The following is a 16,053-nucleotide window of genomic DNA, read 5'->3' on the forward strand; positions in this document are numbered from 1 at the left end:
GCAGACTTCCTGAACTCTGCTCTCGACGCTGCGGTCGGCTCTCGCGGATGATGCCGCTGATTCCGCCGCGACTGGCCGGCTGTCAGTCCTCGATCTTGCCGATGGGTTCGCGCTTCTCGGCCTGGAACTGGTCCTCAGCGCGGCCGTGGGCCCAATAGGCCGAGATCGACAGTGCCTCGCGGGGCACCTCGTGGTCCTTGAGGACCTTGCGGATCGTCTTGATCGTCTCGCGCTCGCCGTGGGCGAAGACCTGCGGAGTGGCCTCCGGCCAGTCGAGTTCGCGCACCGCGGCGATGAGCGCCTCGTCAGAATCCACCCAGGTGACGTCGAACCCGGCCGGCAGTTCGGGCAGCAGCCGATCCTCGGCGTGCTCGACATTGGCGAGGAGGACACCGGTCGCCTCGGCGGGCATCGCCTCGAGCGCGGAACTGACGGCCGGGATCGCCGTGTGGTCGGCGATGAGCAGATGCCAGGAGGCATCGGCCTCGGGGGCGTACTTGCCGCCGGCTCCGACGAGGACGACCTGATCGCCGACCTGGGTGCTCTTCGCCCAAGGGCCGGCGATGCCCTCATCGCCGTGGACGACGAAGTCGATCTTCACCCACTTCTCGGCCTCGTTGATCTCGCGCACCGTGTAGGTGCGGTTGCGCGGCAGCTTCTCGGGAGCGTTCTCCCGCAGATCGGCCAGATCGTAGGGCGGGGTCAGCCCGTGCTGCGGATCGGCGAACATGATCTTGACGTACTTATCGGTCGCGTCGTTGTTCGAGATCGCATCGAAGCCCTCGCCGCCGGCGGTGATGCGGATGAGGTTCGGAGTGATCTCCTCGACCGCCTGGACGCTGAGGATGGCCTGGGGTTTCGGGGGACGAGCGGGACGCTGGTCAGGAGTGGCGGATGCCGTCATGGGGTTCCTTCCGTGGAAAAGCCCACGCCGAGGCGGTCGGAGGACCACCTCGGCGCTGAAGGGATTGTAAGGCTCACCTTATCAAAGGAAGGCAACGGGTTGGCGAGGGCCCGGGCAGGCATGACCCGGCGCTCACACGGTGAGGCGCTCACACGGAGCGGTCGGCCATCTCCCGCCGGCGGTCGTTGCGGACCCGCTTGAGGCCTTTGACGGACTTGAGGGAATCGAGGATCTTGACGTCGGGCAGCGCCGAGTCCGGGCCCTTGCACTTCATCATGTCCTCGGGATCCATGAGCACGACTCGGATGCCGTCCTCCTTGAGCCGCGACAGCGCCTCGGTGAGCATCTTGCGCGCAACTCCGTTGATCTCGTTGACTCGGCGCAGGTCGAGGATGAACACGTTCGTACTGGTCGCGGGATCGTCCATGGCGCGGATGACGTTCTCCGAACCGCTCCACTGGATGAGTCCCTGGAGGCTGCAGATGCGCACCATCTCACCGTTGTTGCCGACGAAGCGGCGGTCGCGGCGGATGATCGACCGGGCCGGTTCGGGAGCGTCCATGATGTGCAGGCTCAGCCGGTTCGACAGATCGCGGAAGATCTTCGCCCCACGCACGCTCGTCCCGTGTCGGTCCAACCTCGGCGAGAAGGTGGCGATGCCGACCTGACCGGGCATGACCCCGAATACGCCGCCGGAGACGCCGCTCTTGGCGGGGATCCCGATCTCCGTCATCCAGTCACCGGCCGCATCGTACATTCCGCAGGTCATCATCACCGCAAGCACCTGCCGGTTGACCCGGGGTGAGAGCACCTGCTCACCGGTGATCGGGTTGAGGCCGCCGCCGGCCAGGGTCGCCGCCATGATCGCAAGGTCTTTGACCGTGACGAGAACCGAGCATTGGGCGATGTATCCCTGCACCACGTCGTCCGGGTCGTCGAGGAAGACGTCGTAGGAGCGCAGCATATTGGCGATGGCGATATTGCGGTACGCGGCCTCCCACTCGCCTGCGGCGGTGGATTCGTCGACCCGCAGCTCCCGGCCGGCGAAGCGGGAGAGTCCGGAGCGGGCGATCTCGGTGCGCTCGGCGAGACTCGATCCGTCCTCGCCGAGGAGGGAGTGGATGGCCAGCGCCCCGGCGTTGATCATGGGGTTGAGCGGTTTTCCGGACTTCTTGTCGAGCGAGAGCTCGTTGAACTTCTCACCGCTGGGTTCGACTCCGACCATGTCGAGGACGGCCGGCAGTCCCGCCTGTTCGAGCGCGAGCCCGTAGATGAAGGGCTTCGACATCGATTGGATGGAGAACTCGAACTCCGAGTCCCCGGAGGTGTACTCGACCCCGTCGAGCGTGGAGATGCAGATGCCTAGCTTCTCCGGATCGGCGGCCGCCAGGTCCGGGATGTAGTCCGCATTCTCCCCGGAACGGTCGGACCGATGCCGGTTGAGGGTTTCGTCGAGGAAATCCGGGATGGGGGATCGCATTGCACCTCCTGATGTTTCGAGTGGATCTGTGGGCTCGCGTCGAGCTCTGGTCTCGCGCTGATCGTTCGGGTCGGCTGTCGGCGGTGTCGGGGAGCCGCGGAATCCGCAGGTCCCAGCTCCTGCCGCTCGGTTGCAGCCAGTGAGCTCGAAAAGCTCAGAGTGCCATTCTCACACAGACGACCGCCGAGGTCAGGCCGGTGGGTGTGCGTGGGCCCGCGCCGAACCCGTCACGCATGTTGCCGAACTGGCACGGCAGGGACGATCGCCGGACCGGGCGCGGAAATAGTCTGAGGCGATGCAGCCCAAGACCAGACTCATCCTCCTCGGCACGATCGCGGCCGCCTTGGTGATCGCAGTCGTCGTGGCCATCATGGTCAGAGATGCCGTCGAGCCGCCCTCCGGTACCAGCGAACGCCTGTCGGAGGAGGCGCTGACGCCTGAGGAGATCACCGCCGAGGTGACCCCGCATTCCGATGGCACCCTGCAGGTGCGCCAACGGCTGATCTTCGAGGCACCGCCCACCGGCGTCGCGGATCTGAGCTGGTGGGTCGGCGAAGACCAGCTCGGGTGGCGCGATGAGCCGGATCGGCCGCGCTATGTGCTCAAACCCCGGATCGTCGATATCGCCGCCTTGGAGCTGAGCACGGCGGCCGATTCGACGCAGGAGAATCCCGCCGTCGAGGTCGAACTCACGGTCGACCTCGACGATTCGAAGGCCCACGACCGTTTTCCCTCGACGAGATACATCTTCACCCGTCCGGACGTCGACGGTGGAAGTGCGACCGTCTGGGAGGCCGGACGGCACGTCATCGACTTCAGCTACACCCTCGACGAGGTGTACCTCGACATCGGCGGTCAGGCACTGTTTGTGCTGCCGCTGGGCTTTCCCGGGGAGTCCTCTCAGTCCCGAGGTGTCCGCAGCGTCACCCTCACCGACGGCGGAGAGATCCGCTGCCTGCCGTCGAATGGCACCTTCGAACCCGACGCCGACTGCGCCGGCCTCGATGACCGCAGAAGTGGACAGGACGGCCGAGAACTGACCTGGCGGCAGGAAAACGGAGTGAGGATCAAGGCGATCGGCTTCGCCCCGCCCGAGGGAATGCAGACCGCTCCGATCCCAGCACAAGAGAAGGTCAGCTGATGCCTCACACGACTCACATGTCTCACACTTCTCAACCGAAGACCCGGGCTGATGCCGCGACGAGGCGCCGCAGGGTGTCGATCGTCGCGGCGCTGTTCATCACTCTCATGATCCTCGGCGGACTCGTGATCGGCGAGGGGATGAACGCTCAGAGCGCCGACGCCGCACCCAATCCGTACCGGGGCAAGATAGCGACCCATCTCGTGACCATCGCCGCGGATGGGACCTATGACGTCGAGACGGTGCAGGTCATCGATATGGCCCTCGAGAGCGGCTATCCCTTCGGCGGGGAGATCCACGACGGCTTCCGGCTTCCCGACACCGAGGCACTGCTGCCGCCCTATCTGCGTGCCGAGTACTCTGATCCGTCGATCGTCATCGCCGGTCAACCCGCCGAGGTGGCCGTTGAGAAGGAGATCCACGCCGTCGATATCTCGGCCTTGGGCAAACTGCCGAAGGGGAAGACCGAAGGAACGGTCGACTACCGAGTCACCGGCGCCGCGGTGCCGGCCGGTAAACACGTCGACGTATACTTCCGTCCCCTGGTCAGCGGCGACCTCATTGTGAAGTCGGAGGCCCCGATTCTGGCGGCCCACTGCGAGGACTGGCCCCCGCAGGGCAGAACCTGCGGGGGCCAGGAGGGAGACGTCTGGACGTTCTCCAAGGATGAACTCAGGGCCTCCGATCGCACCGATGTCGAGGCCGTGCGGATCACGGTCGATGCGGATCCCGATGACCTGGTCGAACCGGTGATCGATACGGAGTACTGACGTCCGCAGACGCGAGACGCCCGATGCTCAGCGGTTTTCGGGGCGATCCGAATCGTTCGTGGAATTGCCCTGCTCGGGGTTGTCGTTCCTGGTGGTCGAGTCGTTCCTGTTCTCTGCGTCGGTCTGATTCGGAGAATCGTTCCTGTCCGATCCGATCGCCTTGTCAGCGGCGTCGCGGGCTTTCTGGATCTTCTCCGTGTGTTTGCCGCCCGTGAGCGATTCGGCAGCGCCCGCGGCCTTGTCGAGGATCGAGTCGGTGACCTTCTCGGCCTTCTCGGAGTTGAGCTTGTCCTTGATCTTCGGGTCGTTGGCGAGGTTCTTCGCCTTGTCGAGGAATTTGTCGAATGCCATGTCGGCTCCTTCTTCGTGGGATCTGTCGAGTCGAAGCCTAATCGCCGAGGCTGTGACCGGGCTGTCAGTGCCTCAGTGAACCGTCCAGGCGCAGCACCGTCTCCAGCAGCACCGAGATCCCCGGCAGGACGTCATCGAGTGCGGTGAACTCCTCGGGACAGTGGCTGCGCCCGTCGACGGAGGGAACGAAGATCATGCCGACCTGAGTCTTCGCGGCGATGATGCCGGCATCGTGTCCGGCGCCCGAGAACATTCTGGACCGGGACAGACCGAGCTCGGCTGCCGCCTCGGTGATGGTCGCGGTGATCGGCTGGTTTAGGGGTACGGGAGCGTCATCAGTGGTCCATTCGATCTCCATCGTGACCCCGCGCCTATCGGCCTCCTGCCCGGCGGCCTCGGTGAGCCGTCGCGCCGCTTCGTGCAGCCAGGAACCGTCGGGGCCGCGGAATTCTCCCTCGACGACAGCGTTCTCACTGACGACGTTGACGGCTTCGGGGGTGAACCTGATCTGCCCGGAAGTGCCGCGGGTGTTCGTTCCCGATTCGGCGATCGACTCCACGGCGAGGACGGTTCCGGCGGCAGCACATCCGGCATCGGCGCGGACACTCATGCTCGTCGTTCCCGCATGGTCTTGACGGCCGGTGAACAGAGCCCGGAAATGGTTGATCCCGGTGATCGTCTCGACGACTCCGATCTGGGCTCCGCCACGTTCGAGTTCGGGACCCTGCTCGATATGGAGTTCGAGGAACGCGGTGACATTCGTGAAATCGAAGCCGGAGGTCAGAAACTCCTCGGGGTCGATCCCGGAGTCCGGCAGAGCCTGGGCGAGAGTGCGACCGGTGGAGTCCGTGGCCGCCAGGGTGGAACGGTCGACCAGACCCGTCATCGCCCGAGAGCCCAAGCAGAAGAATCCGAAGTCATTGGGCTCTTCATTGAAGAACACGACGATGACGAGGTCATGGTCGAGTCGGATGTCGTTCTCGCGCAGCAGTCGGACGACCTCGATGGCGCCGAGCACGCCGGTGATCCCGTCGAAGCGGCCGCCGCCGTCGACGGTGTCGGTGTGGGAGCCGAGCATGATCTGCCGACCGCCGAGACGCCCGGGCAGCACGCCGATGACGTTGCCGGCACCGTCGACGCGGGTGGTCAGTCCCGCCTGTCTCATCAGTGAGCGAGCGAAGTCACGACCGGCGATGTCCTCCTCGCTCAGCGCCCGACGGGTCCATCCCGGCCGTGTCGAATCGGTGAGGGTGGCCAGGTGGGTGAGTTCGGCGTCGAAGCGTTCGCGGACCGGGCTGATCGTGCTCATCGGTGAGCCTCTCGTTTCAAGGACTGTCGGCGGTAGTGCCGATTCCGGATGGTCAGTACGAGCGTAGCGAGCACCGCCGCGAGGAGCGAGGCGGTGAGGATAGCGACCTTCGCATGGTCGTGCTCGGCCGAGCCGGAGGCGAAGCTGAGCTCGGCGACGAGCAGGGACACGGTGAATCCGATGCCGGCGAGCAGACCGATGCCCATCAGATCGATCCACTTGAGGCTGGGATCGAGGGATGCGCGAGTGAACTTGCTGATCAGCCACGTGGAGGAGAGGATGCCCAGCGGTTTGCCGAGAACGAGAGCGGCGATGATGGCGAAGGTCAGCGGTTGGGAGAAGGCCTCGATCAGACCCGAGCGACCTCCCACGGCCACCCCGGCGGCGAAGAACGCGAACACGGGGACGGCGAATCCGCTTGAGAGCGGACGCAGGCGATGTTCGAGGATCTCGGCGAGACCCGGTGTCGCCTCGGCGGCGATTCCCGAATTTCCCCCGACCGAGGCGAGCGGGACGGCCCGTCTCGGCTTCCGGGCGAGTGCTGGGACCGCGAAGCCGAGGATGACTCCGGCGATCGTCGCGTGCACCCCTGAGGCATGCATGAACCCCCAGGCGACCACGCCCAGCGGCAGCAGGATCAGCCACGCCGCCCAGCCGTGTCGGCGGAAGAAGTCCGTGAACCTCCAAGTCAGGGCACCGAAGACAAGAGCCGCAGCCAGGGCGGCTGCCAGAGCGAGCAGACTGATCTCTTCGGTGTAGAAGACCGCGATGATGGTGATCGCCAACAGATCGTCGACCGCGGCAAGGGTGAGAAGGAAGACCCGCAGCGCTCCGGGCAAGTGTGAGCCGACGAGGGCGAGCACGGCCACGGCGAAGGCGATATCCGTGGCGGTCGGAATCGCCCACCCGCCCAGCAGCTCCGGACTCGCGACGAGGAGGCCGGCGTAGATGACGGCGGGGATCAGCACCCCGCCGGCCGCCGCCGAGATCGGGACGATGGCGGTCGAGAAGCTGCGCAGGCTGCCTTTGGTGAACTCGACCTTGAGTTCGAGGCCGACGAGGAAGAAGAAGATCGCGAGCAGCCCGTCGGCTGCCCACTGCCCGAGGCTGAGCTTGAGATGCCAGGGTTCGAACCCGAGCTCGAAGTCCCGGATCGAGAAGTACGAACTGGAAGCCGGGGAATTGGCCCAGATCAGGGCCGCCACTGTGGCGGCGAGCAGGAGGGCGCCGCCGACGGTGTCCATGCGCAGGACGTTAAGAAGGCGGGAGGAGTGGGGTGCAGAAGATGCAGAGGTCACAGAAAACCCATTTCGTAGTCGGTCGACGGTGGATTCCGACCCGAAATGCGTGCAGAGGTGCCTGAGCGTCCAGGGGTGCCTGGGCGTGCTCAGAGGGCGGGCCGGAGTGGAGCTCCGGCCGAAAATGGTGCGGTGCCAGACAGCATCTCGCCCCATGAGGTGATGTAGCCGTTGGTGCCCGGGTGCGGCAGGACCCACACCTTGGGTGCGAAGACGGCGGCAGGGGCTGGGCGTGACATCGCTGACAAGTCTAACCCAGCCCGCCCGAGAGTCGGGCGTGGATGGCTTCGGTGTATTCGTTCATCCCGCGCAGCTCCACCAGGGCGCCTCGGGCCTCATATTTCGTCACGATCGCGTCGAGGGCTGCGACCGTCGAGGCATCCCACACATGGGAGCGGCTCATATCGATGATGATGTGATCGGGGTCGTGCGAATAGTGGAACTGTGTGGTCAGGTCATTCGAAGAGGCGAAGAACAGCTCACCGGTGACCGAGTAGTGGACGTCCTCGCCACCGGGGGAGACCGTACGTTCGACGGTGACGAAGTGAGCCACACGGCGGACGAAGAGGACGCTGGCGACGAAGACTCCGATGACCACGCCGATCGCCAGATTCTCGGTGAGGACGACGGCGGTGACGGTGATGACCATGACAGCGGTCTCCGACTTCGGCAGCATCTTCAGCGTCGCCGGGCGGATCGAATGCCAGTCGAAGGTGTCGACGCAGACCATCATCATGATCGCCGCGAGCGCGACCATCGGGATCATGCCGACGATGTCGCCGAGGACGACGACGAAGAGCAGCAGGAAGGCTCCGGCCATGAACGTCGAGATCCGAGTCCGCGCTGCCGAGGCGCGGACGTTGATCATCGTCTGCCCGATCATCGCGCAGCCGCCCATCCCGCCGAAGAGGCCCGAGAGCATGTTCGCAGCACCCTGACCCCAGGATTCGCGGGTCTTGTTCGAGTGGGTGTCGGTGATCTCGTCGACGAGTTTCGCTGTCATCAGCGACTCCATCAGACCCACAAGCGCCATCGCCAGGGAGTACGGGGCGATCGTGCGCAGGGTCTCCCAGTTCAGCGGCACGTGCGGGATGAAGAGCTCGGGCAGACTGCGCGGCAGTTCGCCCTGATCGCTGACAGTGGGCACGTCGATGGCGAAGACGACGGCGATGCCGGTGATCAGAGCGATCGTGATCAGGGGTGCTGGCACGATCTTCGTCAGCCTCGGCATGACCACGAGGACGAGGATGCCCAGCCCCAGCAGCGGGTAGACCATCCACGGCACACCGATGACATGGGGCAGCTGGGCGGCGAAGACGAGGATCGACAGCGCATTGACGAAACCGACCATGACGCTGCGGGGGATGAAGCGCATGAGCTTCGCGACCCCGCAGACGGCAAGCAGGATCTGGAACACTCCGGCGAGCATCACCGTGGCGATGAACATGTCCATCCCGTGCTCGCGGGCGACCGGGGCGATGACGAGGGCGACGGCTCCCGTGGCCGCCGAGATCATCGCCGGCCGACCGCCGAGGAAGGCGATCGAGACGGCCATGATGAAGGCCGAGAACAGCCCCACCTTCGGGTCGACCCCGGCGATGATCGAGAAGGCGATCGCCTCGGGAATGAGAGCCAATCCGACGACGAGGCCGGCGAGGACCTCACGGGTGAGCAGCCTCGGCGACCTCAGTGCCGTGAGAACGGAGGGCTCGGGTCGGTAACGGCTCGAATCGTCGGCCACGGCTGGAATGGGTGTCGTCACCCGCGGAACATTACCCCATCGCCTGCGCGTATCTCAGGGCCGCCTGCACGTATCTCAGGGCCGATCCGAATCCACCCGGGTCAGGACAGTGAGACCCCGGTCCCGTGCAGGCTGACCTTGAGTCCGGCATCGATGGCCTCGATGTCCGTGAGTTCGAGGCCGGCGGGCAGGAAGTCGAGGTCGATGACGATATCGGAGATCGCCGAGGTGAGGAACCCCGGCAGCGAGGCGACGTCGACCTCGGCGGAACCGAGGCGGATCGTCGTCGCATTGACCACGGCCTGCCGGGAATCGGCCTGCGGGTCGATGCCGATGAGCAGATCCTGACCCAGCAGGGAACCCTTGAGGTACAGCTGGCCGCCGTCCGTGGTGAAGCCCATTCCCTCCGGCAGGGAGGCATGCTCGGCGGCGAGCGAATCGAGGGTGGTCAGGGGGAGTACGGCACTCGCCTCCACCGTGCCGACCGGTCGGGAGGTGTCGACGGGGACGTCGTAGAGTCGGGCGTCGACGTTCGTGAAGTCGACGTTCTCATAGCGGGCCTTCGCTGCAGTGACGTGAACGGAGTCGAGTTTCCCTCCGGCCATCTGCGTGAGCACGGGGAAGCCCTCGACGGAGACATCGGCTTCGCCGTAGTCCGTGAGGCTCTGCTCGATCCGTCGTTCGGTCGCGAAGTCGACGATTCGGTCGGCTGCGATCGCGCCGATGAGGAGAGTGAGGACGGTGATGATCGCGGAGATGATGAGCTTCGTCCGCCGCGAGGTGCGGCGCCGAGGTTCGTGTGGGTACTCCAGGGTGCGCGCGGTCGTCATGGACACCATTGTCGCTGATCACGGCCGTCGATGCTCAACCGCCCCACTCGCATCAGCGACCGGGCCCCACACGCCGCAGCGATCTGCGCCTGCACAAGGCTGCGAGTCTGATCCGATGATGCGAGAGCGTGGACGCAGTCGGCGCCTGACCCTAGGATTGCGTCATGGACTCTCACCGCACGAGCAGCATCAGGACCGTCTCCGCCCGCCTCAACTCGTTCCACGCGGCGATCTACTTCTCCGACACGGTCGGTCGCGCCTACGCTGCACGCGGGCTCGAACCCGGTGTCGAGGGAAACATGGCGGCCCGGTCGGCACCTCTGGGACGGGTCAACGCTGGTGTCGTCAGCGCCGCCTACTACAACTACTCGCCGGCGTTCGTGGCCACGCTGATCCCGAGGCTGTGGGACATCGTCTCCCCGGACGACATGGTCACCACCCGCTTCGAAGCGGTCGCCGCGTTCATGGACGAGATCTATTCGACCCGCGATGACATCGCCCTCCTCACCGAGGCGGCCACGCAGCTGTCGACGGACCTGGCCCCGGTGCTTGAGAACATGGACTTCACGGGCCGGGCGCTGGCGTCGGCGACGGCCGATGCGATCGCCGGACACGAACCGCGCACACCTTTCGAGCGACTCTGGGACACTGCGACAGTGGCCCGCGAATTCCGCGGGGACGGCCATGTGGCATCCCTGGTCACGACAGGAGTGCCCGGCATCGATGCGCTTCTGCTCGACGTCGCCACCGGCGCCTCGTTCAGGCCTCGGGCCGCCCAGAAGACCCGCGGCTACACCGATGAGGAATGGGCCGCAGCGCAGTCACGGCTGGCCGAGGCCGGTCTGATCACCATCGGCCAGGACGAGCGCGGTCACGATCTGCCGGCCATCACCGAGGCGGGACGCGAGCTCAAGGAGCAGGTCGAAGTCCTCACCGACGGCACCGTCGCGCACGCCTGGTCGGTCCTCAGCGATGAGCAGATCGAGTCGATGCTGACCCCGAGCCGGAGCCTGATCAAAGTGCTCGCCCAAGCGGGAGCCTTCCCATCGACGATCTTCGCCCACCCCGAGAAGAAGGCGGGCTAAGGGAAAGCTCGGGTCAGCGCGGAATGCTGGCGGCCACCTCGGCGGCGATGGACTTCGCCTCATCGGAACTGGGGCCCTCGGCCGAGAACACGGCCTTCCGGTAGTAGTTGAGTTCGACAATCGAGTCGAGGATGTCGCCGAGGGCGCGGTGGTTGCCGTGCTTCTCCGGGGACTGGAAGTAGGCGCGGGGGAACCACTGCTTGGACAGTTCCTTGATCGAGGAGACGTCGATGATGCGGTAGTGCAGATGGTTGACGAGTTCGGGCATCTGCTTGGACAGGAACACCTTGTCGGTGCCCACGGAATTGCCGCCCAGCGGGGCCTTCCCGGACTCGGGAACATGCTTCTTCACGTACTCGAGCACCTGCGTCTGCGCCTCGGCGACGGTGGTGCCGGCATCGAGCTCGGTGATCAGCCCCGAGTTCGTGTGCATCTTGGTGACGAACTCGTTCATGTTCTCCAGCGCCTCGGCGGAGGGCCTGATGACGATGTCGATGCCGTCGTCGAGAGGGTTGAGCTCGAAGTCGGTGACGATGGCCGCCACCTCGATGAGTTCGTCCCTGACCTCGTCGAGGCCGGTCATTTCACAGTCGATCCATACAATTCTGTCGTTGCTCACCCGCCCAGCTTAGGGCAGGTGCCTGACACGAGGACATCTGCCCTGATCGCCGAGGCGGTTCTGTGGTTCTCGACACACGCTGAGTGTGCGCACAGAGGCAATGTCGAGGCAGTGACCTAAACTTGGAGAGTCCCCGTCGTTCGGGGTGCCGTTTTGCGTTGTCGAGGAAAGGGTTCGTACGTGCGCTACACACTTGCTGTGATTCTCATGGTGGTGGGTGTCGTTGTCGGAGGCCTCGGCATCCTGCAGAAGACTGTGTGGGCACCCGACGACACGATCACCGCCACTGCGCAGATCGACGCGGATTCTCCGGCCGTCGTCGTCGACCCCGGAATGCTCAATCTCTACGAAACCCCCGCGACCCTCAAGGTCGAAGGCTCAGGAGATCTCACGATCGCTCAGGCCCCGATCGAGAACATCGACGCCTGGACGGGCGAATCCGCAGTCGACCGGGTCACCGGCCTGGCCGAGGGCGGGGAGCTGACGACCAAATCCAAGGACGGCGAGAACACCGTACCCAACCCCGCAGGCGCCGACCTGTGGGAGTCCGAGGTCACCGGCACCGATGCCGTCACCCTCGACTGGTCCGATGACGCCAACCGCACCGGATTCCTCATCGCCGGAGACGGCGAAGCAGGACAGGTCAAGACCGTGACTCTGTCCTGGCCGAACCATGCCGAGACCCCATGGGCGATCCCGCTGATGATCATCGGCGGCGCCGTCTTCCTCGGCGGCATGGTCCTCCTCATCTTCGGCCGCAGCAGCGCGAAGAAGGAAGCCAACCGGCGCAAGGCCCGCCAGGAGCGTCGTCGCAAGCTCGCCGAATTCGGCACCGCCTTCGCGATCGTCCCCGTGCTCGCGCTCAGCGCCTGCGGGCCCGAAGAGCTGCCGACACCCGAGCCGTCGGAGGCCCCGAGCTCAGCGGCCGCCGGAGTCAGCGAGGGCCAGGTCAAGAGGATCCTCGACTCCGTGGCCGAGGACGTCAAGGCCGCCGATGACAAGACGGACAAGAAGAAGCTCGAGGAACGTGCCACGGGCCCCGCCCTCAAACAGCGCGAAGACGCCTACAAGGTCAAGGAGAAGGTCGAGAAGCAGAAGCTGCCGCCGGCCGTGGCCAGCGACGACATCGTCGTCAACTACACCGCCGCCACCGACACCTGGCCGCGGATGACCAGCCTGATCACCTCGGCGGGCGACCAGACCCAACTCCTCGTGCTCACGCAGGAGGAACCGCGCGCGGACTACAAGCTGTGGTCGCAGACTCAGCTGGTCCCCGGCACCGAACTGCCCGAGATCCCCGACGCCAGGCAGGGCTCCCAGCTGCTCGACCCCGGTGCCGACGGTTTCGTCGCCACCCCGGAGAAGGCCGTGGCGAACTACGCCAAGGCGCTCGGATCCGGGGCGGACAGCAAAGAGGCCAAGGGCTTCGAATCGGACAGCTTCTCGAAGTCGATCTGGGACAACCAGAAGAAGCAGAAGGAGAGCGCCGAGGACGGCAAGGCCGAGGTGAAGTACAAGTACACCCCCGGAAAGGAGATCGTCGCCCAGGGCACCGCCGGGGACGAAGCCGTCGTCACCGGGGTCATCGAAGCCGAATCGACGATCACCCCCGAGTCGACCGGCGGACGGACCGGAACCCTGACGCTCTCGACCCCGCAGAAGGAGCTGACCGGTGAGGACAGCACCCAGAAGGCCGTGACGACGAAGACCACCCAGGTGCTCACATTCATCGTGCCCAAGGACGGAAAGGTCAGGCTGATCGGCGGAACCGAGACCCTGGCCGGAGCCGAACTCGGCTGATCCGAGCACTGCACACACGGCATCGAAGCGACATCGCGCAGCAAAGGAGACCACGTGTCAATGGATCCCTCGCAGGAGAACTCGCAGCAGAATCAGGGTCTTGACCTGTCTGCGGTGCGGAGTAAGAACCTGCCGACCGAACAGCAGCCCGACGGACAGACGGGCGGTCCGGCCGGACAGCCCGGCGGTGCGGGTCAGGACCCGAACGCCGTGAACGTGCCCGCCCTCGTCTTCGACGTCGATGAGGCCAGCTTCAACGACGTCGTCGCGATCTCCGACAGAGTGCCGGTCGTCATCGACCTGTGGGCCGAATGGTGCGAGCCGTGCAAGCAGCTGTCCCCGATCATCGAACGCCTCGTCTCCTCCTACGGCGGTCGACTGATCCTGGCCAAGGTCGATGTCGACGCCAACCCGCGTCTGCAGCAGGCCTTCGGAGTGCAGTCGATTCCGAACGTCGTCGCGATCGTCAAGGGCCAGCCGGTGCCGCTGTTCCAGAGTGCGCTGCCCGAACCGCAGGTCAAGGCCTATCTCGACGAGCTGCTCAAACTCGCCGGAGAGAACGGCGTGACCGGGCATGCCGTGGTCGCCGGCGCCGAACCCGAACCCGCGGGCCCCGCCCACCCGGAGGCCGAAGAGGCCCTGAGCAAGGGCGACTTCGACACCGCCGAGTCCCTGTTCAAGGCGGCACTGGCCGCATCGCCGGCCGATGACGAAGCGAAGTTCGGCCTCGCACGCGCCGGCCTCGGCCGTCGCCTCATCGACCAGGACCCCGCACAGCTCATCGCCGCCGCCGATGCGAACCCGCGGGACATCGAAGCGGCGAAGGCCGCGGCCGATGCCGAGGTCGTCGGCGGTGATCCCGCGCATGCCTTCACCCGACTGATCGCGCTGATCCGCACCTGCGCCGGAGACGAGAAGGAATCGCTGCGCCTGCGGGTCCTCGAACTCTTCGAGGTCCTCGGCGCCGATGATCCGGCCGTGGCCAAGGCACGCACCGCACTGATGAGGGCATTGTTCTGATCCAGATAGTCCGTCTCACAACAGCCATCCTGTTCGCGGTCGCGGCCATCGCGATCGGCGTTCTGGTGGGCTCGGCCCTGTCCGTCGTCGGCACCGACGAGGTGACCGAGACCGAGGCCTTCAAGGTCAAGGACGGCTCCTATGCGGTCGTCCTCGATGAGGCCATCGTCCCCTACTCGGGGACGAATGTGACGGTCGAGGCCGAGAACACCGAAGGCAAGGAACTCTTCGTCGGGACGGCGAACGGCGTCGACGCCGACAGCTATCTCGACGGTGTCGCCCAGGAGCAGATCAGCGACGTGTCGTTTCCCAATGAGGTCGTCCACCGGTTCATCCCCGGGGACCCGAAGCCCGAGACCGACATCGGCGACCGCGACTGGTGGATCAGCCAGGACACCGGCGAGAAGGTGACGAAGACCTTCGATCTCGACGCCGATCCGCAGGTGCTCGTGATCGCTCCCGCGAATGCCGATGACAACCTCGACGGCACCACCGTGGCGCTGAAGATGCGCGTGGCCGGTGTCTTCGGACTCAGCCTGCTCGGCATCGCCCTCGGCGTGATCCTCGCCGGCTTCGCCGTGTTCTTCTTCCTCCGCTGGTGGAGCGGGCGCATCCGACCGCGGAAGAAGGACGCCTACCACGGTGACGAGAAGTCTCCGGAACCGCCTCGGCGCAGGGACGAGCGAAAGGCACGGTCGATGCGCATCGCCACGGCCGCGACACTGGGCTCCGGTCTGGCGCTGAGCGGCTGTTCGGCTCTGCCGGTCGCGCAGCCGCACACCCCGGAGAACACGCCCTACGAGCGCACGGCGATGCGCCCGGGTGAGGCCGGGAAGTTCATGACCGGATACACCGAGTCGCTGGACAAGATCCTCGGCGACGGCGGTACGGATCTCGACAAGATCCAGGGCGCGCCCCTGATCGACCGGACCCGGGCGCAGATCCAGATCGCGGACAAGGCCAAGCAGAAGCTGCGGGCACCCGACTTCACCGAGGTCGTCGCCGGCAGCCCGAGCTTCGAGGCGTACCCGATGTGGTTCTACGCCTTCGGCACCGCCGCGGAGGACTCCACCGAGGGTGATGAGCAGATGACGCAGGTGCAGCTAGTGACCCGTGAATCGGCTTCGGCCGAACCGATCGTGCGCAGCGCCTCCTATATCCCCAGTGACCAGATGCCCACGCTCATGGCCGACGGCAAGGGCGCAGTGGAGACCGCACCCGAGTCATTCGACGAGGAGCTCTCGACCACGGCGGACCAGGTCTCGTCCTACCTCGTCGACGGCAAGGATGAAGGCAAGGACGCCGAAGGACTCGGCGAGGGTGGTTTCAAGGGATTCCGCGACTATTTGGGCGACCTGCGGGACAAGGACTCCGGCTTCGACAAGGTCGATGTCGAGTGCAAACCGTATGAGGACCTCGACTTCGCGACGATGGCGCTGTCGACCGAGCACGGTGCGATCGGCATGGGCGAGGTGCGCTGCACCCTGACGATCAAAGTCCCCGACGACTACTCACTCGACCTCGGCGACACCGTCGAAGCGGTGAAGACGAACGACAAGGACGGCGACACCGTCAAGGTCGAGACCGCGCATCCCTATGTGCTGCTGAAGACCGACGACAAACTCAGCGCGGTCGCCACCGACTGGAATGTGCTGACCTCGCGCATCGAGTGACGCGCGGCGTCAGGGTGTTCGGTCCCGCGGCT

Annotated in this window: 15 protein-coding genes; 6 read left to right on the top strand and 9 right to left on the bottom strand. The window is 65.6% G+C overall.

The window, feature by feature from the left end; genetic code table 11:
* Positions 1-82 precede the first annotated feature (82 nt).
* On the bottom strand, positions 83-904 hold the full coding sequence (locus tag ACH82I_RS16485) for a siderophore-interacting protein (protein WP_413334175.1): 822 nt from the start codon (positions 902-904) through the stop codon (positions 83-85).
* A gap of 148 nt (positions 905-1,052) precedes the next feature.
* Positions 1,053-2,384 (bottom strand): glutaminase, encoded by a 1,332-nt coding sequence (locus ACH82I_RS16490; RefSeq protein WP_413334177.1) that lies wholly within the window; start codon positions 2,382-2,384, stop codon positions 1,053-1,055.
* A 295-nt stretch (positions 2,385-2,679) separates the two neighbouring features.
* On the opposite strand from ACH82I_RS16490, the gene ACH82I_RS16495 reads away from it, so the two are divergent.
* Together ACH82I_RS16495 and ACH82I_RS16500 are read left to right on the top strand one after the other, a co-directional pair.
* On the top strand, positions 2,680-3,525 hold the full coding sequence (locus ACH82I_RS16495; RefSeq protein WP_413334179.1) for a hypothetical protein: 846 nt from the start codon (positions 2,680-2,682) through the stop codon (positions 3,523-3,525).
* Positions 3,526-3,542: 17 nt separating this feature from the next.
* Entirely contained in the window at positions 3,543-4,295 is a 753-nt protein-coding gene (locus ACH82I_RS16500) for a hypothetical protein (RefSeq protein ID WP_413334181.1), read from the top strand.
* Between the two features lie 27 nt (positions 4,296-4,322).
* Here the strand turns inward: ACH82I_RS16500 and ACH82I_RS16505 are convergent, their stop codons facing one another.
* The 6 genes from ACH82I_RS16505 to ACH82I_RS16530 all read right to left on the bottom strand — a co-directional run bounded on the left by ACH82I_RS16505 (position 4,323) and on the right by ACH82I_RS16530 (position 9,824).
* On the bottom strand, positions 4,323-4,646 hold the full coding sequence (locus ACH82I_RS16505) for an antitoxin (RefSeq protein WP_413334183.1): 324 nt from the start codon (positions 4,644-4,646) through the stop codon (positions 4,323-4,325).
* A gap of 64 nt (positions 4,647-4,710) precedes the next feature.
* A complete protein-coding gene (locus tag ACH82I_RS16510; protein ID WP_413334185.1) occupies positions 4,711-5,955 on the bottom strand; it encodes a M20 family metallo-hydrolase in 1,245 nt (414 codons plus the stop codon).
* Positions 5,952-7,199: a Na+/H+ antiporter NhaA gene (gene nhaA / locus ACH82I_RS16515; protein WP_413334187.1), complete on the bottom strand. Its 1,248-nt coding sequence runs from the start codon at positions 7,197-7,199 to the stop codon at positions 5,952-5,954. Before nhaA ends, ACH82I_RS16510 begins: the two co-directional genes overlap by 4 nt.
* Before the next feature lie 143 nt (positions 7,200-7,342).
* On the bottom strand, positions 7,343-7,492 hold the full coding sequence (locus tag ACH82I_RS16520) for a hypothetical protein (RefSeq protein WP_413334188.1): 150 nt from the start codon (positions 7,490-7,492) through the stop codon (positions 7,343-7,345).
* An 11-nt stretch (positions 7,493-7,503) separates the two neighbouring features.
* Complete coding sequence (locus ACH82I_RS16525; RefSeq protein ID WP_413334190.1) at positions 7,504-9,015, bottom strand: SulP family inorganic anion transporter; 1,512 nt, start codon at positions 9,013-9,015, stop codon at positions 7,504-7,506.
* 80 nt (positions 9,016-9,095) lie between these two features.
* Positions 9,096-9,824: a DUF2993 domain-containing protein gene (locus ACH82I_RS16530; protein WP_413334191.1), complete on the bottom strand. Its 729-nt coding sequence runs from the start codon at positions 9,822-9,824 to the stop codon at positions 9,096-9,098.
* A gap of 164 nt (positions 9,825-9,988) precedes the next feature.
* Between ACH82I_RS16530 and ACH82I_RS16535 the strand changes: the two genes are divergently transcribed.
* The gene (locus ACH82I_RS16535) at positions 9,989-10,909 is read left to right on the top strand and encodes an SCO6745 family protein (RefSeq protein ID WP_230744965.1); all 921 of its coding nucleotides are present in this window, start codon (positions 9,989-9,991) and stop codon (positions 10,907-10,909) included.
* Between the two features lie 13 nt (positions 10,910-10,922).
* Here ACH82I_RS16535 and orn read toward each other — a convergent pair whose 3' ends face one another.
* A complete protein-coding gene (orn, locus tag ACH82I_RS16540) occupies positions 10,923-11,528 on the bottom strand; it encodes an oligoribonuclease (RefSeq protein WP_284934613.1) in 606 nt (201 codons plus the stop codon).
* Positions 11,529-11,735: 207 nt separating this feature from the next.
* Between orn and ACH82I_RS16545 the strand changes: the two genes are divergently transcribed.
* From ACH82I_RS16545 to ACH82I_RS16555, 3 genes are all read left to right on the top strand, one after another.
* On the top strand, positions 11,736-13,328 hold the full coding sequence (locus tag ACH82I_RS16545) for a hypothetical protein (protein ID WP_269067270.1): 1,593 nt from the start codon (positions 11,736-11,738) through the stop codon (positions 13,326-13,328).
* Positions 13,329-13,388: 60 nt separating this feature from the next.
* Complete coding sequence (locus ACH82I_RS16550) at positions 13,389-14,348, top strand: co-chaperone YbbN (protein WP_413336776.1); 960 nt, start codon at positions 13,389-13,391, stop codon at positions 14,346-14,348.
* A gap of 65 nt (positions 14,349-14,413) precedes the next feature.
* Positions 14,414-16,021, top strand: coding sequence for a hypothetical protein (locus ACH82I_RS16555; RefSeq protein ID WP_413334193.1), 1,608 nt, complete (start codon positions 14,414-14,416; stop codon positions 16,019-16,021).
* Positions 16,022-16,053 lie beyond the last annotated feature (32 nt).

The sequence above is a fragment of the Brevibacterium sp. GP-SGM9 genome (assembly GCF_047300845.1).
Lineage (GTDB): Bacteria > Actinomycetota > Actinomycetes > Actinomycetales > Brevibacteriaceae > Brevibacterium.